The 20,455-nt window shown below is 45.8% G+C and carries 16 protein-coding genes; 10 read left to right on the forward strand and 6 right to left on the reverse strand.

Annotated elements, in window-relative coordinates:
* Positions 1–29: 29 nt before the first annotated feature.
* Both hemL and OEV42_06955 read right to left on the reverse strand, forming a co-directional pair.
* The gene (gene hemL / locus OEV42_06950) at positions 30–1,313 is read right to left on the reverse strand and encodes a glutamate-1-semialdehyde 2,1-aminomutase (protein MDH3973999.1); all 1,284 of its coding nucleotides are present in this window, start codon (positions 1,311–1,313) and stop codon (positions 30–32) included.
* Between the two features lie 37 nt (positions 1,314–1,350).
* Entirely contained in the window at positions 1,351–1,800 is a 450-nt protein-coding gene (locus OEV42_06955; GenBank protein MDH3974000.1) for a cyclic nucleotide-binding domain-containing protein, read from the reverse strand.
* A gap of 182 nt (positions 1,801–1,982) precedes the next feature.
* Between OEV42_06955 and OEV42_06960 the strand changes: the two genes are divergently transcribed.
* Positions 1,983–2,642, forward strand: a complete 660-nt coding sequence (locus tag OEV42_06960; GenBank protein MDH3974001.1) for a hypothetical protein — start codon at positions 1,983–1,985, stop codon at positions 2,640–2,642.
* On the opposite strand, the gene OEV42_06965 is transcribed toward OEV42_06960, so the two are convergent.
* Complete coding sequence (locus OEV42_06965) at positions 2,611–2,817, reverse strand: DUF4911 domain-containing protein (protein ID MDH3974002.1); 207 nt, start codon at positions 2,815–2,817, stop codon at positions 2,611–2,613. The genes OEV42_06960 and OEV42_06965 overlap by 32 nt on opposite strands.
* A 6-nt stretch (positions 2,818–2,823) precedes the next feature.
* Entirely contained in the window at positions 2,824–4,029 is a 1,206-nt protein-coding gene (locus OEV42_06970; GenBank protein ID MDH3974003.1) for a U32 family peptidase, read from the reverse strand.
* A 114-nt stretch (positions 4,030–4,143) separates the two neighbouring features.
* Between OEV42_06970 and OEV42_06975 the strand changes: the two genes are divergently transcribed.
* Entirely contained in the window at positions 4,144–4,947 is an 804-nt protein-coding gene (locus OEV42_06975; GenBank protein ID MDH3974004.1) for an outer membrane protein assembly factor BamD, read from the forward strand.
* A complete protein-coding gene (locus OEV42_06980; protein MDH3974005.1) occupies positions 4,940–5,626 on the forward strand; it encodes a tetratricopeptide repeat protein in 687 nt (228 codons plus the stop codon). The genes OEV42_06975 and OEV42_06980 overlap by 8 nt, the downstream gene beginning before the upstream one ends.
* A 15-nt stretch (positions 5,627–5,641) precedes the next feature.
* On the opposite strand, the gene hemH is transcribed toward OEV42_06980, so the two are convergent.
* Together hemH and OEV42_06990 are read right to left on the reverse strand one after the other, a co-directional pair.
* Entirely contained in the window at positions 5,642–6,619 is a 978-nt protein-coding gene (gene hemH / locus OEV42_06985; protein ID MDH3974006.1) for a ferrochelatase, read from the reverse strand.
* Positions 6,620–6,764: 145 nt separating this feature from the next.
* Positions 6,765–9,464: a PD-(D/E)XK nuclease family protein gene (locus tag OEV42_06990; protein MDH3974007.1), complete on the reverse strand. Its 2,700-nt coding sequence runs from the start codon at positions 9,462–9,464 to the stop codon at positions 6,765–6,767.
* A 155-nt stretch (positions 9,465–9,619) separates the two neighbouring features.
* On the opposite strand from OEV42_06990, the gene OEV42_06995 reads away from it, so the two are divergent.
* From OEV42_06995 to OEV42_07025, 7 genes are all read left to right on the forward strand, one after another.
* Entirely contained in the window at positions 9,620–12,109 is a 2,490-nt protein-coding gene (locus OEV42_06995; GenBank protein ID MDH3974008.1) for a PBP1A family penicillin-binding protein, read from the forward strand.
* A 137-nt stretch (positions 12,110–12,246) separates the two neighbouring features.
* On the forward strand, positions 12,247–13,146 hold the full coding sequence (gene ubiA, locus OEV42_07000) for a 4-hydroxybenzoate octaprenyltransferase (GenBank protein ID MDH3974009.1): 900 nt from the start codon (positions 12,247–12,249) through the stop codon (positions 13,144–13,146).
* Positions 13,147–13,149: 3 nt separating this feature from the next.
* On the forward strand, positions 13,150–14,157 hold the full coding sequence (locus OEV42_07005; GenBank protein ID MDH3974010.1) for an NAD(P)-binding domain-containing protein: 1,008 nt from the start codon (positions 13,150–13,152) through the stop codon (positions 14,155–14,157).
* A 159-nt stretch (positions 14,158–14,316) separates the two neighbouring features.
* Positions 14,317–15,192: a glycine--tRNA ligase subunit alpha gene (gene glyQ, locus OEV42_07010; GenBank protein MDH3974011.1), complete on the forward strand. Its 876-nt coding sequence runs from the start codon at positions 14,317–14,319 to the stop codon at positions 15,190–15,192.
* A complete protein-coding gene (gene glyS, locus OEV42_07015) occupies positions 15,192–17,267 on the forward strand; it encodes a glycine--tRNA ligase subunit beta (protein ID MDH3974012.1) in 2,076 nt (691 codons plus the stop codon). The genes glyQ and glyS overlap by 1 nt, the downstream gene beginning before the upstream one ends.
* 35 nt (positions 17,268–17,302) lie before the next feature.
* Positions 17,303–19,966 (forward strand): pyruvate, phosphate dikinase, encoded by a 2,664-nt coding sequence (ppdK, locus tag OEV42_07020; GenBank protein ID MDH3974013.1) that lies wholly within the window; start codon positions 17,303–17,305, stop codon positions 19,964–19,966.
* A 118-nt stretch (positions 19,967–20,084) separates the two neighbouring features.
* Positions 20,085–20,381 carry a hypothetical protein gene (locus OEV42_07025; protein MDH3974014.1) on the forward strand — a complete coding sequence of 99 codons (297 nt, stop codon included), beginning with the start codon at positions 20,085–20,087 and terminating at the stop codon, positions 20,379–20,381.
* Positions 20,382–20,455 lie beyond the last annotated feature (74 nt).

Consider the following 20,455-nt stretch of genomic DNA (forward strand, 5'->3'; position numbering starts at 1 on the left):
AAATCCTTCAATAATAATAAAAAAACCTTTTATAAGGCTGAAAAGCTTTTCTTTGCCGCTTCAAGTGTCTTTTCAATATCTTCATTGCTATGGGCAAGAGACATGAACGCTGCTTCAAACTGAGATGGCGCCAGATTAACGCCATTTTCAAGCATATTAAGAAAAAACTTTCCGAAACGCTCCGTATCTGACAATTTGGCAGACTGGTAATCGGTTACTTTTCTCTCTGTAAAGAAAGTGCAAAACATGGCTCCTACCCGCGTTGAATAGGTAGGTATAGATGCTTTTTCGGCTATTTCCCGAAGACCTTCGGCAAGCGCGGCGCTCCTGTCCTCCAGTTGTTCATAAGCGCCCGGACTTGAGAGAATTTTCAAGGTCTCTATACCGGCAGTCATTGCCAGGGGATTACCGGAAAGAGTGCCGGCCTGATAAACGGGTCCGGCCGGCGCAATTTGCTGCATAATCTCCTTTTTTCCTCCGTAAGCGCCGACGGGAAGGCCGCCGCCGATTACCTTGCCAAGGCAAGTAAGGTCCGGTGTTACACCAAAGACTTCCTGAGCTCCGCCATAGGCAACCCTGAAGCCGCTCATTACTTCATCAAAAATAAGAACAATGCCGTTTTCACTGCATAAAGACCTCAAACCTTCCAGAAAGCCTTCTTCAGGAGGAATGACACCCATATTTCCGGGTAATGGCTCAACAATAATACAGGCGATATTATCACCGTCTGCCTCAATGGCGTCTTTAACTTCTCCCAGGTTATTAAAAGAAACGGTTATCGTATTTTTTGCATAATCCTCCGGCACACCGGGACTGTCAGGCACACCGAGCGTTGCCGCGCCGGAACCGGCTTTTACCAGAAGACCGTCTGCATGGCCATGATAACCTCCTTCAAACTTGATTATCTTGTCTCTTCCCGTAAAACCCCTGGCCAGACGAATTGCGCTCATGGTAGCTTCTGTTCCGGAGTTTACCATCCTTACCATCTCAATAGACGGAACCGCATCGATAACCATCCTGGCCAATTCGATTTCAAGTTCTGTAGGCGCGCCGAAACTGGTTCCCTTATCGATAACATTTTTTATGGCACTGTTTACCCGGGGATGACAATGACCGGCAATCATCGGTCCCCATGAGCCGACATAATCAATATATTCATTGCCGTCCACATCGTAAATATGCGACCCTTCGGCCCTTTCAATGAAGATGGGATTTCCTCCAACGGATTTGAAAGCGCGAACGGGGCTGTTGACTCCCCCCGGAATGTATTTGGTAGCGTCTCCATATAATGTTTCCGACTTGCTGTGATTCATATTCAATTCCCCTTTATTATGTAATTGTTAAGTAAACCTATCTGTTCATGAGTTTTTCATTTGTCTGACGCAATCGCTTCGATAGAATACGCGTTATGTTGATAAGTAAAACGATAAAAAGTTCCCTGTCCCTGTTAAATATTTCCGACAGGGCCCTGTTTGTGAGATGAACGGCAACAGTTTGTCCCGCTGCCTTTGCCGTTGCCGATCTGCGTTCAATGTTGACTAGTGTCATTTCGCCCAAAACGGCCCCTGCCGGCAGCGCGGCAATCTTTACCTCCGTTCCTGAGGGGTCCTTTTTTAAAAGCTCAACACTGCCTGATTCTACAATAAGCAAAGCGTCTCCCATATCGCCCTCGGAAAAAATAAGTTGACCGTCAGAGTACAATTGCTGCTCGGAAATACCGGCCAAACCTTTAAGCTGATCGTCACTCAGCCCAAAAAACAATTCCTTATTCTGGAAAATACTGATCGGTATTAAAGACATGATCCACCTCTTTTTAATCCCCAGCGGGTACATTCTCCGCAGCATGTGGCAATAAATTGAAAGGTATTCCCGGGTCATTGCCCGGCTGCTTGCAGCGGATTGGTTAATTTATGGATTGAAGTATAGCGCTCAAAAAAAAGTCTTGTCAAGAGATATGCTTCTGTTGCAAGCTTTTAAATATTATGAGTAAGTCTGCCGCAAAAACTTTTATCATATTAATTTTGCTTCTGGTTCCCCATGTGTCAGTAGCGGTAGCGGTAACTGTTGAATCCATTGCTGCCACGGTAGAAGACAGGATAATCACGACAGGTGAAGTGATAACAGAGTCCAAAATTTTGGCGATTTACGAGGCGCAAAGAGCCCGTCTTCCCATAAGAGGAATATTCAGCATGGGTCTTCTTAACCAGATGATTAACCGGGAACTCGTTTACAGAGAAGCCGTGAGGGCAAAGTTTGATTCAGGTGAACGAGATGTTATCGATGAGATGCTTTATTTCGAAGAGAAGTTCAGCAAACCTGAAGAGTTTTCTCTCTTTCTTGAGGAGGAGGGGCTGCTTCTGGGAGATATTGTTGAATGGCTTCACAAAAGGCAGGTAACGCTGGCCTATATTAATGAAAAAATTTCCGTCATGTCCTATATCGGGGCGCGTGATGTTGAAAAATACTACAGAGAACACTCTGAAAACTTCGAAGGGAGACCCTTTGAAGAGGTTGAAGATGAAATCAGGCTTCAGTTATTAGCGAAAAAGGGGGAAGAGTATTTAGTGGAATGGATTAGTGATTTAAGGAAAAGAGGGAAGGTAAAGTACTTTATAATTCCACAAGATCAACCTCTTTACTGATCGAATTTACGACAGTTGCAAGTTCCCGGCTCATTGAAATATGACACTTCAGTTCAAAGAGGCCGCCCGGGCCGTCAAGGATTGTCATGACGGCCAGATTGTCATAAGCTTCCAGCAGGTTTTTCATATGGGCAAAAGATTTCCGGTGGGCTCTGTACCTTCTTGTTATTAACATAGCCCTTTATCCTTTTTCCCTCCTCAGTATATCCATGGGCTCCATCTGCAGGGCGGCCTTTATGATAAATAACTGTTTAGGCTGGGCATGAGGTATCTCATGCCCTTCAGGTGATTTCATGGAGCTGAGAGAAAAGGCGTTAATCCTTTCTCCCCTGCCCATAATTTCGATGGTATCACCGGATTGAATCTTGTTTCTTGCTTCAACGAGATAGTTGCCGTCATGAAGGTTCTCCTTTATGACGCCGACAAAATCATATCGCCTCACATAGGATTGTGATGATACCGCCGACATTTCCTCACCGAAGTAAAAGCCCGTATCATAATCCCTGTGGCTCAGTTTCCTCAGTTCATGAAGCCAGGCGTCTTCTGTTTTATAATTCCCGGGATCTCTCAAATAGGCGTCCATTGCCAGCCGGTAACTTCTTACGGCGCCCGCCACATAGTTGATTCCTTTCACCCTCCCCTCTATCTTAAGTGAATGAATGCCTGATTCAATGAGGGCAGGAATATGCTCGATCATACAGATGTCTTTGGAATTGAAAAAATAGGTCCCTCTTTCATCTTCTTCGACATCGAATTCCTGGTCCGGTCGTTTACTCTCGGTAATGGAATATTCCCAGCGGCAGGAATGCGTGCACTCTCCATAATTAGCGTCTCTGCCTGTCATATGGCTGCTGAGATGACACCTTCCCGAGTAGGCCATGCAGACGGCGCCATGAACAAAGGCCTCCACTTCGATGCCTGTCTTTTCCCTGACCTCTTTAATTTCTCCCAGTGACAGTTCCCTTGCCATATTGATCCGGGAAACGCCCTGATCTTTCCAGAAAGCGACGCTTCTCCAGTTAGTCGTGTTCGCCTGAGTACTGAGGTGGACTTCCATCTCCGGGATAAGCTTTCTTGCCAGCGCAAGGACACCGGGATCGGAAATGATGACAGCGTGGACCTCAATTTTATTTAAGAACAGGAGGTACTCCTCAAGGCCTTCCAGATCCTGATTGTGAAAAAAAATATTTACCGTAACATATAGCCTGACGCCTTTTTCCCTGGCGTACCTGACGGCTTCACGCAATTCATGGGTGTCAAAATTACCGGCAGCGGCCCTTAAGCCGAATCGCTTCCCACTAAGATAGACGGCATCTGCGCCATAGTGGATGGCCGTTTTTAGTTTTTCCATATTGCCTGCAGGGGCCAGGAGTTCAATACTTTTCATAAGACGCTTATGATATCATAATTACGGGGCAATTTGAAAGAGTGCCGAATCCCCGAGAATACCAGAAAAAAAGTTGACATAGCTATTGCGTTATTGTAATTTTCAGATAAAATTATGCATAAGAAACATCATATATTTATCGTTCTTGCCCTTTTATTTCTGATAACCGCATCTTTAGGCGGCTGCAGTTCTGTTGCTGAAAAGCGTAAAAGTGCTGAAGTGCTCTATAAAGAAGGTATCGATAAGATGGAGGGAAAAAAATCTTTATTCGATATTTCCGATTTTGAAGGCGCAGCTGAAGCTTTCGAGGAAATAAAAAGCCGCTATTCTTTTACAAGCTTCGCGCCGCTCGCTGAACTCAGGCTGGCTGATATTCACTTTATGAAAGGGGAATATACGGAAGCGCTTACGGAATATGACGGCTTTATGAAGCTGCACCCCAATCATAAAGAGGTTCCTTATGCCATATACCAGATGGGACTTTCCTATTTTAACCAGATCGGTGGTGTTGACAGGGACCTGACGGCCCCCGAAGGCGCTTTGGGCAACTTTGAGACTTTAATCGGCCGTTTTCCGGATAACAAATACAGTAAGGATGCTGCTGAAAAGATTAGCATCTGTAAAGATCTTCTGTCGGGCAACGAACTCTATATAGGAAAGTTTTATTACAGGAAAGCGAACTATAAAGCGGCCATCGGGAGGTTTCAGATGGCGCTTGAACGCTATCCGGGCTATGGACCGAAAGAGGAAGCGCTTCTTTACCTTGGAAAGAGTTACCTCGAAGAAGGCATGGTGAAAAAAGGCAAAGAAGCGCTCAAGAATCTGGTATCAGCATTTCCCAAAAGTGAAGAGGCAAAAGAAGCGGGCCGGTTGCTGCAGGCAAACACTAACGATTTAAAGGAGCATAAAGATGAGTGATGAAATTACAGATCTTTACCTTAGTGGCAAGGCACACTATGAAAAGGGAGAGATGATTGATGCCCTCAAATGCTTTGAAGAGCTTTTCAGAAAAAGCAGTGGTTTTGCCGATGCCAGAAACTATGCGGGCCTTATTTATCACGACCGGGAAGAGTATGACAAGGCCGTTGAATGTTTTGAAAGGGCCCTTAAGTTGAATCCCAACTATACGGAGGTCGCTCTCAACCTGGCCGTTACCTTGCAGGAGATCGGCGAATATGACAGGGCGACGGAAGTAGAGATTTCGGCGCAGCGTGAAAAGGAAAGCATCGATCCTTTCATCAAGGGTAAAATTGCCAACAAGCATAGCGAGCTTGGTGATATTTACACGAGTGTCGGTTTTTTTGAATCGGCCATCGATGAATACAAAAAAGCCCTCAATTTGAGGCCTGAATTTGCCGATGTGAGGACCAAACTCGGCATTATTTACCGGGATAAAGGCGATTATTATAATGCCATAAGACAGTTAAAGGAAGCTGAAGAGCTTAACCCCAACTATGTTCATGCCATAATAAACCTGGGTATAGTTTACTATTCACAGGGAGAGACGCAAAAAGCGAAGGCCGAGTGGGAATCGGTGCTTGACATTGATCCCAATGATAAGCTTGCCAAAATGTACCTTAACCTGATCAAAAAATAATCTGTATTTGAATTTTTACCGGGCTAAAGCCTTAAGGACGATGTCCTTCAGTGATTCGATAAAGCTCTCGTCACAATTGGGCACAGCTACCCGCCCAAAGTTTTCGATGCCTGACTTCTCCGCCAGTTCACGGTACTGTATATCCATTTCATAGAGCGTTTCCGAATGGTCCGACACGAACGATATGGGGACCATAAGCACACTTTTTGTCCCTTTTTGTCCCAACCGGACAAGCAGTTCATCTGTGGCAGGAAAAAGCCACTTAACAGGTCCTACTCTGCTCTGGTAGGAAAGACTCCACTCTCCTTCCCATTGCAGTTTTTCCAGGATGAGCCTTACCGATGCTTCCGTATGTTTTTGGTAGGGATCACCTCTGTCGACAAGTTTTTGCGGAATGCCGTGTGCTGAAAAAATGAGATGGCTGTTACGCTTTACCCTGTCATCCATTTTATGCAGCTTGTCCCTGATTAACTGGACCCAGGTATGGATATATCCTGCCTGATCATAATAGCTATTGATCTTTATGACTTCTATGGCGGATTTCCCCCCCTTTTTCCAGGCACGGTCAAATTCGTTAAAGCTAGAGCCCGTTGTTGTGCCTGAATAATGGGGGTAGAGGGGGAGCAGTACAAGTTTTTCCGGATTATAGGCCAGTATTTCCCCGATTGCCTCTTCCGTAAAAGGGTGCCAATATCTCATGGCAACAAAGACGCCGTACTCGCCCTCACTGCTTAATGCTTTTTCAAGGGCATGTGCCTGGTTGCGGGTGAGCTCAAGAAGGGGGGACTTTCCGCCTATTTTTTTATAATAGTTCCTCACTTTTTCTGACCGCTTTTTCGATATTTTTCCCGCAATGAAGGGGCGGAAAAGTTTCCCGAGAGGGATTTCGATAATATCAGGGTCCATGAAAAGGTTATAAAGAAAGGGCTCTACATCATCGAGACTTGCGGGCCCTCCCATGTTGAGGAGCAAAACAGCAGTTTTATTATTCAAGATTAAACCGTCCCTGGCGTTATTTAAAGCGTAGCGTCACTATAATTGTTAGCTCTCCTGCTGTCAATCTCTATGGGGACAGAACAGACTATTCTCCGGTGGGGACAGCGCACTCGTTACTGTGGGGAGGGGGATTTGAAGGCCTTCAGAAATCAGTGCTTCTTTCAAAGACCCTGCAAAGAAGAAGAAGATCGCAATATTTGCACGCCGAACTGTCCCTCCCGTAATCTCTTGGGTCCACATTTGCCTCTCCCTTAAGAAAATCGGAGGCGAGATTTTGTAGCGTTTTCCTCCATTTCTCCATTAAATCTTCCCAGTTGTGAATATGATCACTCTTTTTAAAAAGGGGATCACTTGTAAAGGCCCTGATTCCCGGAAAGAGGCCTTCTTCCCTTGCTATGCCCGCAAAACGGCAATCTCCCCGCTTTAGTCCGGCAAATAAAATTGCATCGTAATTACCGGCTGAGGCGTAGAGCATGAGCTGAGGTTCTTTGGGCCTTTCGCTTGCCCAGTCAGCGGTGTTGACAGCGCCTGACTTGTAATCGATAATGGCCCGGGCATTTTCACCAATGCTGTCTATTCTGTCTATTCGTGAAGCGAGATGAAGCCCCGCTATATGGATGCCTTTTTCAGACTCCCTTTCCACCGTCCTGAAGGGGCTTCTCCTTAATTCTATCTGTACCCATTCATGAAGGAGGGAGGTCAACCTTTCCCCTTCGATCTTTTTATAATTATCATAACCGGGTTCTTCGCTATTTAATAAGCCCAAGCCAATCCGTGCCGACTCGGTGATGGCATCATCCAGTGTGCCACTCTTTTCATATTGCCTTAACGTAAGGTCATCTTTAATCTTTTGCCAGAAATGCTCCATAGCTCTGTGAATGATGGAACCGCGTTCCAAGCTGCTGATTCCGGGCTCGGGATCGTCCGGTTTTCCGGCATTTAGTCTGTGAACGGCAAAGGCCCTGAAGGGACAATCTGACTGATTTTTCAGTATTAATGTTCCACCCTTAATGGGTTCATTTTTTTTGACTTGCAGCCCCGGAAGGCTTTCGCAATCTTTTGCCGTCTTGAGGCCCGCCATGCTATCAATGAGACGATTGCCCCTTTCCCGGGTGCCGTTGATGATATGGTCTGCCAGGTGGGAGATTAAGGGAGAAATGCTGACTTCCTTGTCATCGGTTCTTTCGGGAAAACTCAAGACCATTCTTTTTGTGCCGGCCAGTATGCGCTGCAAGTGAATTTTAGAAAATTCAAGTTCACGTTTAAATGTTGATTTGGGAAGATTATTTTCTTTTTGGAGTTTAAGCGGTATAAAGGGATTGGGTGAAGGCTGTCCCGGCAACAGGCCGTCGTGAGCGCCTAATAGCCAGACTTCGTCAAAAGTCATTCCTCCCGATTCGAGAAAGCCCATAACGGTAATGGGTGATTCTTTAGTCTCTTCCTGAAATACGCTTTGTTTCGTTATTTTTATGAGGTATTTGAGGGCTTCATGCTTATTGATGGGTCCCGTAATATCATCAAGGCCGGCGAGTGTCGAAAGGGCCTCACCAAAGGACTGAAGGGCCACATATTCGCGGCTGCTTAATCTGACGGCTTTGGCCGGCCAGCCCATGTTTTTCAAAAGGGTACTGAAAAATTCACTCCAGGCGCCGGGCAGCATGGAAGAACGTCTTTCCCTGTTCGACTTTAACAGTTGCTCCAGGGCATTCATGAAAAGAGGCGCCCCGCAGTCTGCTGATTTCATGGCATGCCATACCCCCCCGATGGTTAAGCTGAAGCGATTATCTTTTCTTAATTTTGCATCCATAGCTGCCGGCCCTGTCTGCTCTGAGCGGGAAAAAGTAAGGTAAGGAGAAAGAAGAAAAGCGCTTATTTCATCCATATCCCGCTTCCTGTCGTCCATACCGAGCAGGCCGACGGCAAAACGAACGATCGGTTCGTCATAAAGCCGGGAACCGAGAGAAATATTGAAAAGGTCCCTTTTTATCTGCCATGGAAAGATGGAAGAAGGCGCCAGCTCCTCATTAAAGGCCGCTATGATTTTGTCTCTATATCGGCCAAGGTCAGGCACCAGCACCCCTATTTTAAGGCCTTGTCTGTACCTTTTCCTTATCCATCTTGCAGCCGCTCTTGCTTCATCACTTTCATCGCTTAAGCGATAGAGAGAAATATCTTCAATGGTATCAATAATATCAGGGGTATCAGGCTTTTCCAGGGGTTTAATATTCTTTTTCCCTGTTGCCGGCCAAAAGCTGACCTGGCATCCATTCTTTTTGAGAGCAGACAAGAGCTGAGAAAGAAGCGGTGACACTTCATCATAGCCGGCAATGATGATTTTAGGTGGCAGTTCAACTTTTTTCTTATTAAGCAGCGCCATAAGGTGAACCGGCAATTGACCTGCATCAATGAAGCTGAGCTCTTTTAATTTGTTTTCATACCGTGATGACCACCTCTGTAAGGTCCTGGATTCCTCAGTTGCTGAGAATAGGGGATCCTCTGTATCCAGGTTATATTCCGCGGCCAGCCTGTAAGCTTCGTATGCTGTAGCTGCCACTTCGTTACCTGAAAGGAGTTCCCCTTTAATAAGCAGTTTATCCCGGGCAAGGATCTTTTCCCAAAGAACAAGAGAGCGAAGAGGAGATAGAAGGAACTTTTCCTGCGAATGATCGGTCCATAATTCACGAAGCCAGGAAAGAAAGGGCATGATGGCAGGACTTTCCCAGACCTTATGCCCCTTTTCCTTCATACGCAGATCGTAGCGGGTCAGGATGGTACGGGCTAATCGCCTGTTAACCGTTAAACAGGGCGTTCCTGATTCAATTTCATTGAAAGGTATGATCATAAGTGGAATAAAAAGCAATAATAGTTTTAAAGCGGGTTTTTAAACAAAGCCAATTCAATCTTGATATTATATAAATATTTTGTTAAATTACGCAATTCACTTAAAATTCATTATATAAAAGCATGTTTTCAAGAAAATCAATTCACATAAAATCCATGGATTATAATTCCAAGAGTAAAAGAACATTGAAAAAGCTTGTCCTGCAGGCACTTTTTACACTTATTATTCTTTCCCTTATTGCCGGAGCCGGCCTCTTTTACTATCTCACAAAAGACCTTCCCGGTCTTGAAAATATTTCCGCTTACCGGCCTGATATTATTACCAAAGTTTATTCTGCCGATGAGGTGCAAATTGGAGAATTTGCCATCGAAAAAAGGGAAGTCATCCCCATTTCCAAAGTGCCAAAGCTCCTTATTCAGGCCTTTGTTGCCGCTGAAGATGACCGCTTTTTCGAACATGAAGGACTTGATTTTATCAGTATTTTAAGGGCCTTTATTAAAAACGTAAGGGCCGGTCGCGTCGAACAGGGGGGGAGTACCATTACCCAGCAGGTGGCCAAGTCGCTTCTTACCCCGGAAAGGACATATAAAAGAAAGTTTAAGGAAGCGGTGCTGGCATACAGAATAGAGAATAACTTTACCAAAAGCGATATTCTTTATCTTTATCTCAATCAGATCTATCTGGGGCACGGCGCCTATGGCGTGCAAGCTGCGGCTCAAAGCTATTATAACAAGAATGTTGATGAACTTAACCTGGCAGAGATAGCCATGCTGGCCGGCCTTCCTCAGGCTCCGTCCAGATATTCTCCGGCCAGCAACCCCGAGCAGGCAAGAGAAAGACAGCGCTATGTCTTAAACCGTATGGCCGATGAAGGTTACATTAATGTTGTCGAAGCAACGGATGCCATGAATACGCCTGTTGAGGTTTATCCCCTTGAAGACCTTAACCTCAGAGCAGCGCCCTACTTTACGGAACATGTAAGGCGCTACCTTGAACGTAAATATGGTGCCGACTTAATCTACAAGGAAGGCCTGAAAGTTTTCACTACCCTTGACATAAAGATGCAGAAAGCTGCCCAGAAGGCGCTCAAAAAAGGGCTTTTCAATCTCGACAGGAGGCAGGGATACAGGGGGCCTGAAAGACGGATTGCCGACGCCGAGGCGGAAGCCTTCATCGAGGAACTTCAGAAGAAACTGGAAAACCACCCTGTCAAGGAAGGGGAAATTTACAAAGGCATTGTTGTTAAAGTTAATAGCGCTAAAAAGTATGTGGACGTTAAAATCGGGAAGGACGCCGTTGGACGTATCCCGCTTAAGGATATGCAATGGGCAAGATTGCCTGATCATACAGTTGGTTACCTGGAGGGGCGAATTAAGGACCCTGCCGACGCTCTCGCCGCCGGTGATGTTATCGACGTTAAAATAACGGGGGCCGTTGCGAAAGAGGGACACCTCGCCTTTTCCCTTCACCAGGACCCGCTTGTGCAGGGCGCTCTCATGGCCATCGATCCCCAGACAGGCTATGTAAAATCGATGGTTGGCGGATATGATTTTGTTAAGAGTAAATTTAACAGGGCCATCCAGTCGAGAAGACAGCCCGGTTCCTGCTTCAAGCCTATCATCTATTCATCTGCACTCGATAATAACTATACGCCGGCTACAATAATCCACGATTCTCCCATTATCTATCAGGGTGATGAAGATGAGTTCACGTGGAAGCCCAAGAACTACAGTGATAAGTTTTATGGTCCGACTCGCATGAGAATGGCGCTTCAGCGCTCAATGAATGTTGTAACGATTAAGATTGTCCAGTCTCTTGGTCTGGACTACATTATCGAGTATGCCAGGAGAATGGGAATAAAAAGCCATCTTGACAGAGACCTTTCTCTTTCTCTCGGCTCATCGGGACTTTCCCTCCAGGAAATTACCTCGGCTTTCGGAATTTTCCCCGGTGGCGGTATAAGGCGTGAGCCCATCTTTATTACGAAGATTGTTGACCGTGATGGAAATGTGCTGGAGGAAATATCTCCTGACTCCATTATGGCCAGTACTGTCATCGAGTCTCAGATAGTTGAAGAAGAAGAGGCCCAGGGTGAGGAGAAAAAGGAGGAAAAGAGTGAAGATCTACGACTTGTGGAGCTTCCCGATTCTCTGAAAGAGTTGCCCCCGGGTTACACTATCAGTCCCCAGACGGCTTACCTTATGACGAGCCTCATGCAGGGTGTTGTCCAGCACGGTACGGGCTGGAAAGCGAAGGTGCTCAAACGGCCTGTCGGCGGAAAGACAGGAACGACAAATGACCTTTATGATGCCTGGTTTATCGGTTTTACACCTGATCTGGTTGCCGGTACCTGGGTCGGCTTTGATCAGGAAGCGCCGCTCGGTAAAAATGAGACGGGATCCCGGGCGGCATTGCCTGTATTTGTCGATTTTATGAAGGAAGTCTATGAAGGTCAACCGGTAAAGGACTTCCCTATTCCCGATGGGATTGTTTTTGCCAAGATAGACGCAAAAACAGGACTTCTTGCTGCACCTGACCAGACGGAAGACATTGTTTTCGAGGCCTTCAAGGAAGGGACGGCGCCGACTAAAATGGCAAGCCAGGCCGAAGTTGAGACGGGCATTTTCTTGAGAGAAGAGTTTTGATTTTACTTGATTGAAGGTTTATTCGTTTTACTCAGATAAAGTTGGTCAACTAAAATCTCTTTTTCTCTTTCCCCTATAATTTACCCGTGCAGCTTTGTCTTTTATAACTAAATTACCTCTTAAGCGGTTTTTCCCTTATGGATAAAGTAGAAAAAGAAGTCGGCAACAGAGAGTCATCCTTTATTTATTTTTTCCATTCAGCGGCTGCGCTTCTGCGGATAGAAAAACAATACGGAACGCTTCTCGTTCTCCTTCCTGCACTTTGGGCGCTTTTTATCGCGTCCCGGGGTCGGCCCGATCCGGTTCTTCTCCTTATCATCGTCTCCGGCGCATTTCTTATGCGAAGCGCCGGTTGTGCTATTAATGACATTGCCGACAGAAATTTCGATCCCCATGTAGAAAGAACAAAAGAACGTCCCCTTGCTTCAGGTAAGCTCACTTTATCACAGGCTGTTGTCATATTTTGCTTTACCCTGCTTCTGGCTGCCCTGCTCACTTTTTATTTAAATCCTCTGGCAGTCATACTCTGTACGTTCTGTCTCTTTTTTGTCATCCTTTATCCTTTTACCAAGCGATTTATCTCGCTGCCCCAGCTTTTTCTCGGTATTGCCTTTGGATGGGGTTCGGTCATTGTCTGGGCGGCAGTAAAAGAGACTGTCGAGCTGACGGCCGTACTTATTTTTCTCTCTACCGCCACCTGGGCGGTGGCCTATGATACGGTCTATGCCATGATGGATATTGAAGATGACCTTAAGGTTGGCGTAAAGTCGGCGGCCATCCTTTTTGGAAAGTATGTTAAGGAAGTGGTTGCCCTCTTTTTTGCCGTCACCATATTACTTTTTTTATTCGTTGGGCTTGCATCAGGACTCGCTTTTCCATATTATACGTCTGTAATTATTGCCGCCCTCTTCTTTGTGTGGCAGATCAGGGTAACGGGAAAAGGGATGAGCAGAGAGATCGCCTTTAGCGCATTCAAATCGAATGTAACTGCCGGCTTTGTCATACTGACAGGTATCATATTGAACTATGTGGTTTGATTTATGAATAATAAAGTTATTGTAATCGGAGGCGGCCCGGCCGGCCTCCTGACGGCTTATCATCTAAAGCAGTTTGGTCTTTCCTCCCTCATACTGGAAAAGAAGCAGCCGGGCCAGTCATGGCGTGAGATGAAAGACGGCATGGTCATGCTCTCTCCTGCGGTGGCGCAGCATGATCTAACGTCGCTTACCTTTCGAAATCCCATTTGGTCAGCTGTTAAACTTCAGGGCGCCTTTGCTACAAAAGAAGAATTTCTCCAATATCTCGATATTTTTATCAGGGAAAATAAACTTTCTATTAAGAGCAATAGCGCAGTTTCCAAAATAAGCCCTATAGAAGGGGGGTTTTCCGTTCATACAGAAGAGGGTAAAAAATATGAAGCCCCTGTTGTCGTTGTTGCTACAGGGGTTATCAGTAATCCTCATATTCCGAACATACCGGGCGTCAGGGGAAATGACAGGGTAATTCATTCGAGAGAATATGGAAGCTTTGAGGGTTACCGGGGGAGAAGAGTACTTATTGTCGGCGCCGGTAATTCAGGCGCCGAACTCACCGTTGAGCTTTCCGGCATTTGCAAGCTTACGCTGGCAACAAAAAGCAGGCTCAAGTTTTACAGCAGAACAAAAGACCTTAGCCATATCAGGGGCCTGTCGGAGAGCCTGTTAAAGGAACTCATTAGCTTCAAGATCATTGATCTTATGGAAAAGGTAGAGGTAGAAGAGATAAAAGGGGGAACCGTTCTCTTTAGTGACGGCAGAGAAAAAGAGTTTGACAAGATCATTTTTGCGACAGGTTATCGGCCTTATCTTCCCGATTTTGAATCAATTCCTCTCAAAATTTCAAAAAGTGGTTACCCCATAGTGACTTCTACCTGTGAAAGCAAATCAGTAAAGGGAATCTATTTTACGGGTCCTCTTGCTCATACCAACAGGTACTGTTCCTTCATCCACTGTTTTAGACCCATGGTCGAGCCTATGGCGCTCCATATTGCCGAGAGCTTCGGAAATTAGAGGTTTTCTAATTTTTTATACATTATTTTCATAATGGAAAGAAGTATTATGAAAATTATCCCGGCCATAATCCCGACAGGCCTTTTTCATTGACAATTCAACATATTTCATGTTAGTTTTCGGGTTTTTCAATAGAAACTTCCGGAGCTTAATTCCAGCGTGACCTTCCAGGAACTCATCCTCTCCCTTCAAAGATACTGGTCTGAGAAGGGATGTATCATCCAGCAGCCCTATGACATTGAAGTGGGGGCAGGTACTTTTAACCCGGCCACCTTTCTGCGCGTCCTCGGCCCCGAGCCGTGGAAGGTGGCCTATGTGGAGCCTTCGAGAAGACCTACAGACGGCCGCTACGGAGAAAATCCGAACCGGCTTCAGCACTACTACCAGTTCCAGGTAATCATTAAACCGTCACCTCAGAATATTCAGGAACTTTACCTGGAGAGCCTTAAATCTTTCGGCATCGATCCCCTCGATCATGATATCCGTTTTGTGGAAGATGACTGGGAATCACCAACACTTGGCGCCTGGGGCCTTGGCTGGGAGGTCTGGCTCGACGGCATGGAGATAACCCAGTTTACCTACTTTCAGCAGGCCGGTGGGATTGATCTCAGCCCTGTTGCCGTTGAGATCACCTATGGCATAGAGCGAATTGCCATGTACCTTCAGGGGGTAAACTCTGTTTTTGATCTTCAGTGGAATGATGAAGTCAAATATGGCGAAGTTCACCACCAGGGGGAAGTGGAATTTTCAAAGCATAACTTTGAAGATGCCAATGTGGATATGCTGCTTAAACTCTTTTCCATGTATGAAGAGGAGTGCAGGAGCCTGGCCGGAAAAGGGCTTGTTCTTCCCGCTTACGATTACTGCCTCAAATGTTCCCATGCCTTTAATCTTCTCGATGCCCGCGGGGCAATCAGCGTGACCGAAAGAACCGGTTATATCGGCAGGGTAAGAAACCTTGCAAAAATTTGTGCCGAAGGTTATGTGAGAAAACGGGAAGAAATGGGCTATCCGCTTTTAAAGGAGATGCCTTGATGAGTAAGGAGCTTTTTCTTGAAATAGGATGTGAAGAGATTCCGGCAGGTTTTCTTGACCCTGCTCTCTCCCATTTGGAATCAGCCCTAAAAAAAGCCCTTTCTGAGGCCCGTCTTTCCTTTGGTGAACTGTCCACTTCAGGCACACCGAGACGTCTTGTTTTATCTGTCAAAGATGTGGCTCTCAGACAGGAAGATATTACCATTGAAAACCAGGGACCCTCAAAAAAAGTTGCCTACAACGAATCAGGTGAGCCTACAAAAGCTTTAATCGGTTTTGCCAAAGGGCAGGGAATTTCTATTGAAGATATTGAGGTGAGGGAAACGCCTAAAGGTGAGTATGTTTACGCCGTTAAAGAGGAAAAAGGCGTTGATGCAGCAACACTTCTTCCTGACGTGTTGACCGACCTTATCGCTTCCATCCCCTTTAAAAAATCGATGCGCTGGAAAGACCTTGACGTTGCCTTTGCAAGACCCCTTCACTGGATTGTGGCGCTTTTCGACGGGCAGGTTGTTCCCTGTTCATTCGGTGATATTGAAAGCTCAAACAAGAGCCGGGGCCACCGTTTTCTTTCCCCTGAAGAGTTTGTTGTCACTTCCTGTGGCGATTATCTGGATAAGTGTGAAAAGGCCTTTGTTATTGTCGATCCTGAAAAAAGAAAGTCTATTATCAGGAAAGGGATTCTTAACGCTGCTACAGATGCCGGTGGTCGTCTCATCGAAGATGAGGGGCTTGTCCATGAAGTGACCAATCTTGTTGAATACCCCGTTGTCCTGTGCGGGAACTTTGAACTTGAATATTTAAAACTTCCCAGAGAAATTGTTATCGATGCCATGAGAGGGCATCAGCGTTATTTTTCTGTTGAAGATACTGAGGGTAATCTCCGTCCCAACTTCATAACTGTGAGTAATACGAAAGCGAGAGATATGAATGTCGTTCGTGAAGGAAACGAGCGAGTTCTCAGGGCCCGCCTTTCTGATGCTGCTTTTTATTATTATGAAGACCTGAAAACACCCCTTGACGATATGGTGGAAAAACTTGGAAGTGTCGTTTTCCAGGCTAAGCTTGGAACGTCTTATGAGAAGGTTGAGCGCTTTCAGTCCCTTGCCTCCTTCCTGGCAGATGAGCTTGTACCGAAGGTAAAGAATAAGGTCGAAAGAGCTGCCTGGCTTTCAAAAGGGGATCTTGTTTCCGGTGTTGTTTGTGAATTTCCTTCGCTACAGGGTATCATGGGACGTGATTATGCCTTAAAAGCCGGTGAAGATAATGAAGTTGCAGAGGCTATTTTCGAACATTATCTTCCCCGCAGCGCCGACGATATTCTGCCCGCTACCGATACGGGCGCCATTATTTCCATTGCTGATAAACTGGATACAATCTGCGGTTGTTTCGGTGTCGGCCTTATTCCTACAGGCGCATCCGACCCTTATGCTTTAAGAAGACAGACCATTGGAATCATCAATATTATCAGGAAAAGAGAGTACAGGCTTTCTCTGGCTAAACTGATTAGCAGGGCGCTGGAAATATTGCAAGATAAGCTCCTGAAAGCCTCTGATGAAATTAAGGGAGAGATTCTCGAATTCTTCAGGTTAAGGCTGGCGGGGCTGCTCACAGGGGGTGGTTATTCACATGATGTTGTCGATGCTGTACTATCAAGAGGCTTTGATGATATTCTCGATACGGTAGAAATTGTCAAGGCCCTTGCCCATTTGAAGGAATTGCCCGACTTTGAACCATTGGCTGTTGCCTTTAAAAGAGTTGTCAATATTACAAAAGATTTTGAATCCATTGGCGTCGATCCGACTCTATTTGAAGGTGATGCTGAAGAAAAACTTCACAGCGCCTGTCATTCCATTGCCGGTGATGTGATGGATCTTGCTGATAAAGGCAAATATAAGGAAGCTTTATTAAAAGCTTCCCAAATCAGGCCGGTTGTTGATTCTTTTTTTGATGCTATACTTGTAATGGTAGATGATGTGAACGTTAAAAATAACAGGTTATCCCTCTTGAAAGAGGTTTCCGGGCTCTTCATGAGGTTTGCAGATTTTTCTAAAATTGTTACTGAAAACAAGTAAGTACGTAATTTGATTCGAGAAAGAGGAGGATGTTAATGGCACAAAAGTATGTCTACTTCTTCGGGGACGGTAAGGCGGAAGGCACGGCTACAATGAAAAATCTATTGGGGGGTAAGGGGGCGAATCTTGCTGAAATGACCAATATCGGTATTCCTGTTCCGGCCGGATTTACGATCAGTACGGAAGTTTGTACCCATTACTATGAAAAGGGAAAAAAATATCCCCATGGGTTAAAAGCAGAAATTGAAGAAAATCTGAAAAAGACGGAAGCTGTTATGGGGGCCGTTTTCGGTGATAAAGATAATCCTCTTCTCGTTTCCGTCAGATCAGGAGCAAGGGTATCCATGCCGGGTATGATGGATACGGTTCTTAATCTGGGTCTTAATGACGTTACGGTCCAGGGGCTTATAAAGCAGTCCAAAAATGAACGCTTCGGTTACGATTCCTATCGTCGTTTCATCCAGATGTACAGCAATGTTGTCATGGGGATGAGTGGCGAAATTCTCGAAGAAATCCTGGAAGAGAAAAAACAGGAAAAAGGTGTAGAGAAAGATACAGATCTCACAGCCGATGATCTTAAGGACCTGGTTGTACGTTTTAAGGAAAAGGTTAAGGAAGAGACGGGCAAGGCCTTTCCTGAAGAACCCGAGGAGCAACTCTGGGGAGGAATCAGCGCTGTTTTTGATTCATGGGATGTTCCAAGGGCCGTTACCTACAGAAAACTTAATAATATTGCCGATCACTGGGGTACGGCTGTCAATATCTGTTCTATGGTCTATGGCAACATGGGTGACGATTGTGCGACAGGTGTTGCCTTTACGAGAGACCCATCAACGGGCGAAAGATTCTTTTTCGGAGAATTCCTCGTTAATGCACAGGGAGAGGACGTTGTGGCCGGAATTAGAACGCCTCAGCCCATTAATGAAGCGGGCAGCAAGCATAGCGATCTTCCCACCATGGAAAAAGTCATGCCCCGGCCCTACAAAGAACTTGTTAATGTTTATGAGAAACTGGAGAAACATTACAGGGATATGCAGGACATCGAGTTTACCGTTCAAAAAGGCAAACTCTGGATGTTGCAGACGAGAAACGGCAAGAGAACGGCAGCGGCAGCGGTAAAGATTGCCGTCGATATGGTGAATGAAGGAATGATCAGCCAGGAAGAAGCAATTATGAGAGTAGAACCGTCACAGCTGGACCAGCTGCTTCACCCCATGCTTGATCCTGATGCCAGTAAGAATGTTCTTACCAGCGCTCTTCCTGCTTCTCCGGGCGCCGCCTATGGAGAGGTTGTCTTCTCAGCCGATGACGCTGAGGCTGCCGCCAAGCTGGGCCTTAAGGTTATTCTCGTCAGGCAGGAGACGTCACCTGAAGATATCCATGGCATGCATGCGGCCCAGGGAATACTGACAGCAACCGGTGGTATGACCTCTCATGCTGCTGTTGTTGCAAGAGGGATGGGGCGCTGCTGTGTTGCAGGAGCCGGAGAAATCAGGATTGACTATAAGATGGAGCAGTTTATTGTAGGGCGTACGGTTGTCAAAAAAGGTGACATCATTACGCTTGATGGTAGTACAGGAGAGGTAATGCTTGATGAAGTACCGACCATAGATCCCGAACTTTCCGGAGATTTTGAAATACTTATGGGCTGGGTCGATAAGGTCAGGCGTCTCAGGGTGAGAACGAACGCCGACACACCGGCTGATGCCAAACAGGCAAGGGACTTTGGCGCAGAGGGTATCGGGCTTTGCCGCACGGAACATATGTTCTTCGAAGCCGACAGGATTATGGCTGTAAGGGAGATGATCCTCTCCGATACGGTTGAAGACAGAAAGAAATTCCTCGATAGAATCGAGCCTATGCAAAAAGCGGATTTTAAAGGCATTTTCAGGGAAATGAAGGGCCTTCCCGTAACAATCAGGCTGCTTGATCCGCCTCTTCATGAGTTCCTGCCGCAGACAAAACGGGACCTCCAGGAGATTGCCGTTGATATGGGCGTTTCCGTCGATGACCTTAAGCATAAGACGGAAAGCCTTAAAGAGATGAACCCCATGCTCGGTCACAGGGGATGCAGGCTTGGTGTTACCTTCCCTGAAATATATGAAATGCAGGTAAAAGCTATTATTGAGGCTGCCTGTGAACTGGTAAAGGAAGAGGGTTTCAGCATTGTTCCTGAAATAATGATACCTCTGGTAGGTCATGTAAAGGAACTTGCCTATATCAGGAAGAAAGTCGTTCAGATAGCTAATGAAGTGATCAATGATAATGGCTGTAAACTGGACTATCTTATCGGTACTATGATAGAGCTTCCCCGTGCGGCGCTTACTGCCGATGAGATAGCAAAAGAAGCGCAATTTTTCTCCTTTGGAACAAATGACCTTACCCAGACGACACTGGGGCTAAGCCGTGATGACTCAGGTCACTTCCTTCCCTATTACGTTGAAAAGGGGATTTATTCAAATGATCCTTTCGTCGCCCTTGATCAGACAGGTGTCGGTCAGCTCGTACAGATGGGTATAGAAAAGGGTAAAAGTGTAAGAGCCGATATCAAGCTCGGAATTTGCGGTGAACATGGCGGTGAGCCATCATCTGTCGAGTTTTGCCACAATTCAGGCCTTGATTATGTGAGTTGCTCTCCCTACAGGGTGCCCATTGCCCGACTGGCGGCGGCACAGGCGGTGTTGAAGGAAAAAGACTAAGATTGAAAAATATGAGATGAATTAAAAGCCCGGTCGATGTGAATCTGCCGGGCTTTTAATTTTGATAAGCTAAGCTTGACAGTGTACGAAATTTGTCGTACAATCATAGGTAGTGCTAATGGCTTTTAAGAAAGCGAAACAACAGGTTATTCATTGCTTGCAAAATGGTAATGTGAGTCATGAGACGCGTGGAAATATTGATGTAAAAAATCTTTTAGCTACCGGTGCAGTTACAATTGATGAAGTGATAAGTATTATTCTTCGCGCTAAAGGAGGGGACTACAGTTGCAGCCCTCACCATTTTGACAGCAATGTTCCGATGCATTTGATCAAGACTGTAAACAGCGGTAAGACCTGGTATATAAAGTGGTACATTCTTGACCCTGATGCAGTTTTTATTAGTGTCCACAACTGAGGAGAAGGATTATGAAAATTATAAAAGTTGGTGACAGAGGTAGGGCGGCTTGTGATAAATGTGCTGCATTTGTA

The sequence above is a fragment of the Deltaproteobacteria bacterium genome (genome assembly GCA_029860075.1).
Lineage (GTDB): Bacteria > Desulfobacterota > JADFVX01 > JADFVX01 > JADFVX01 > JAOUBX01.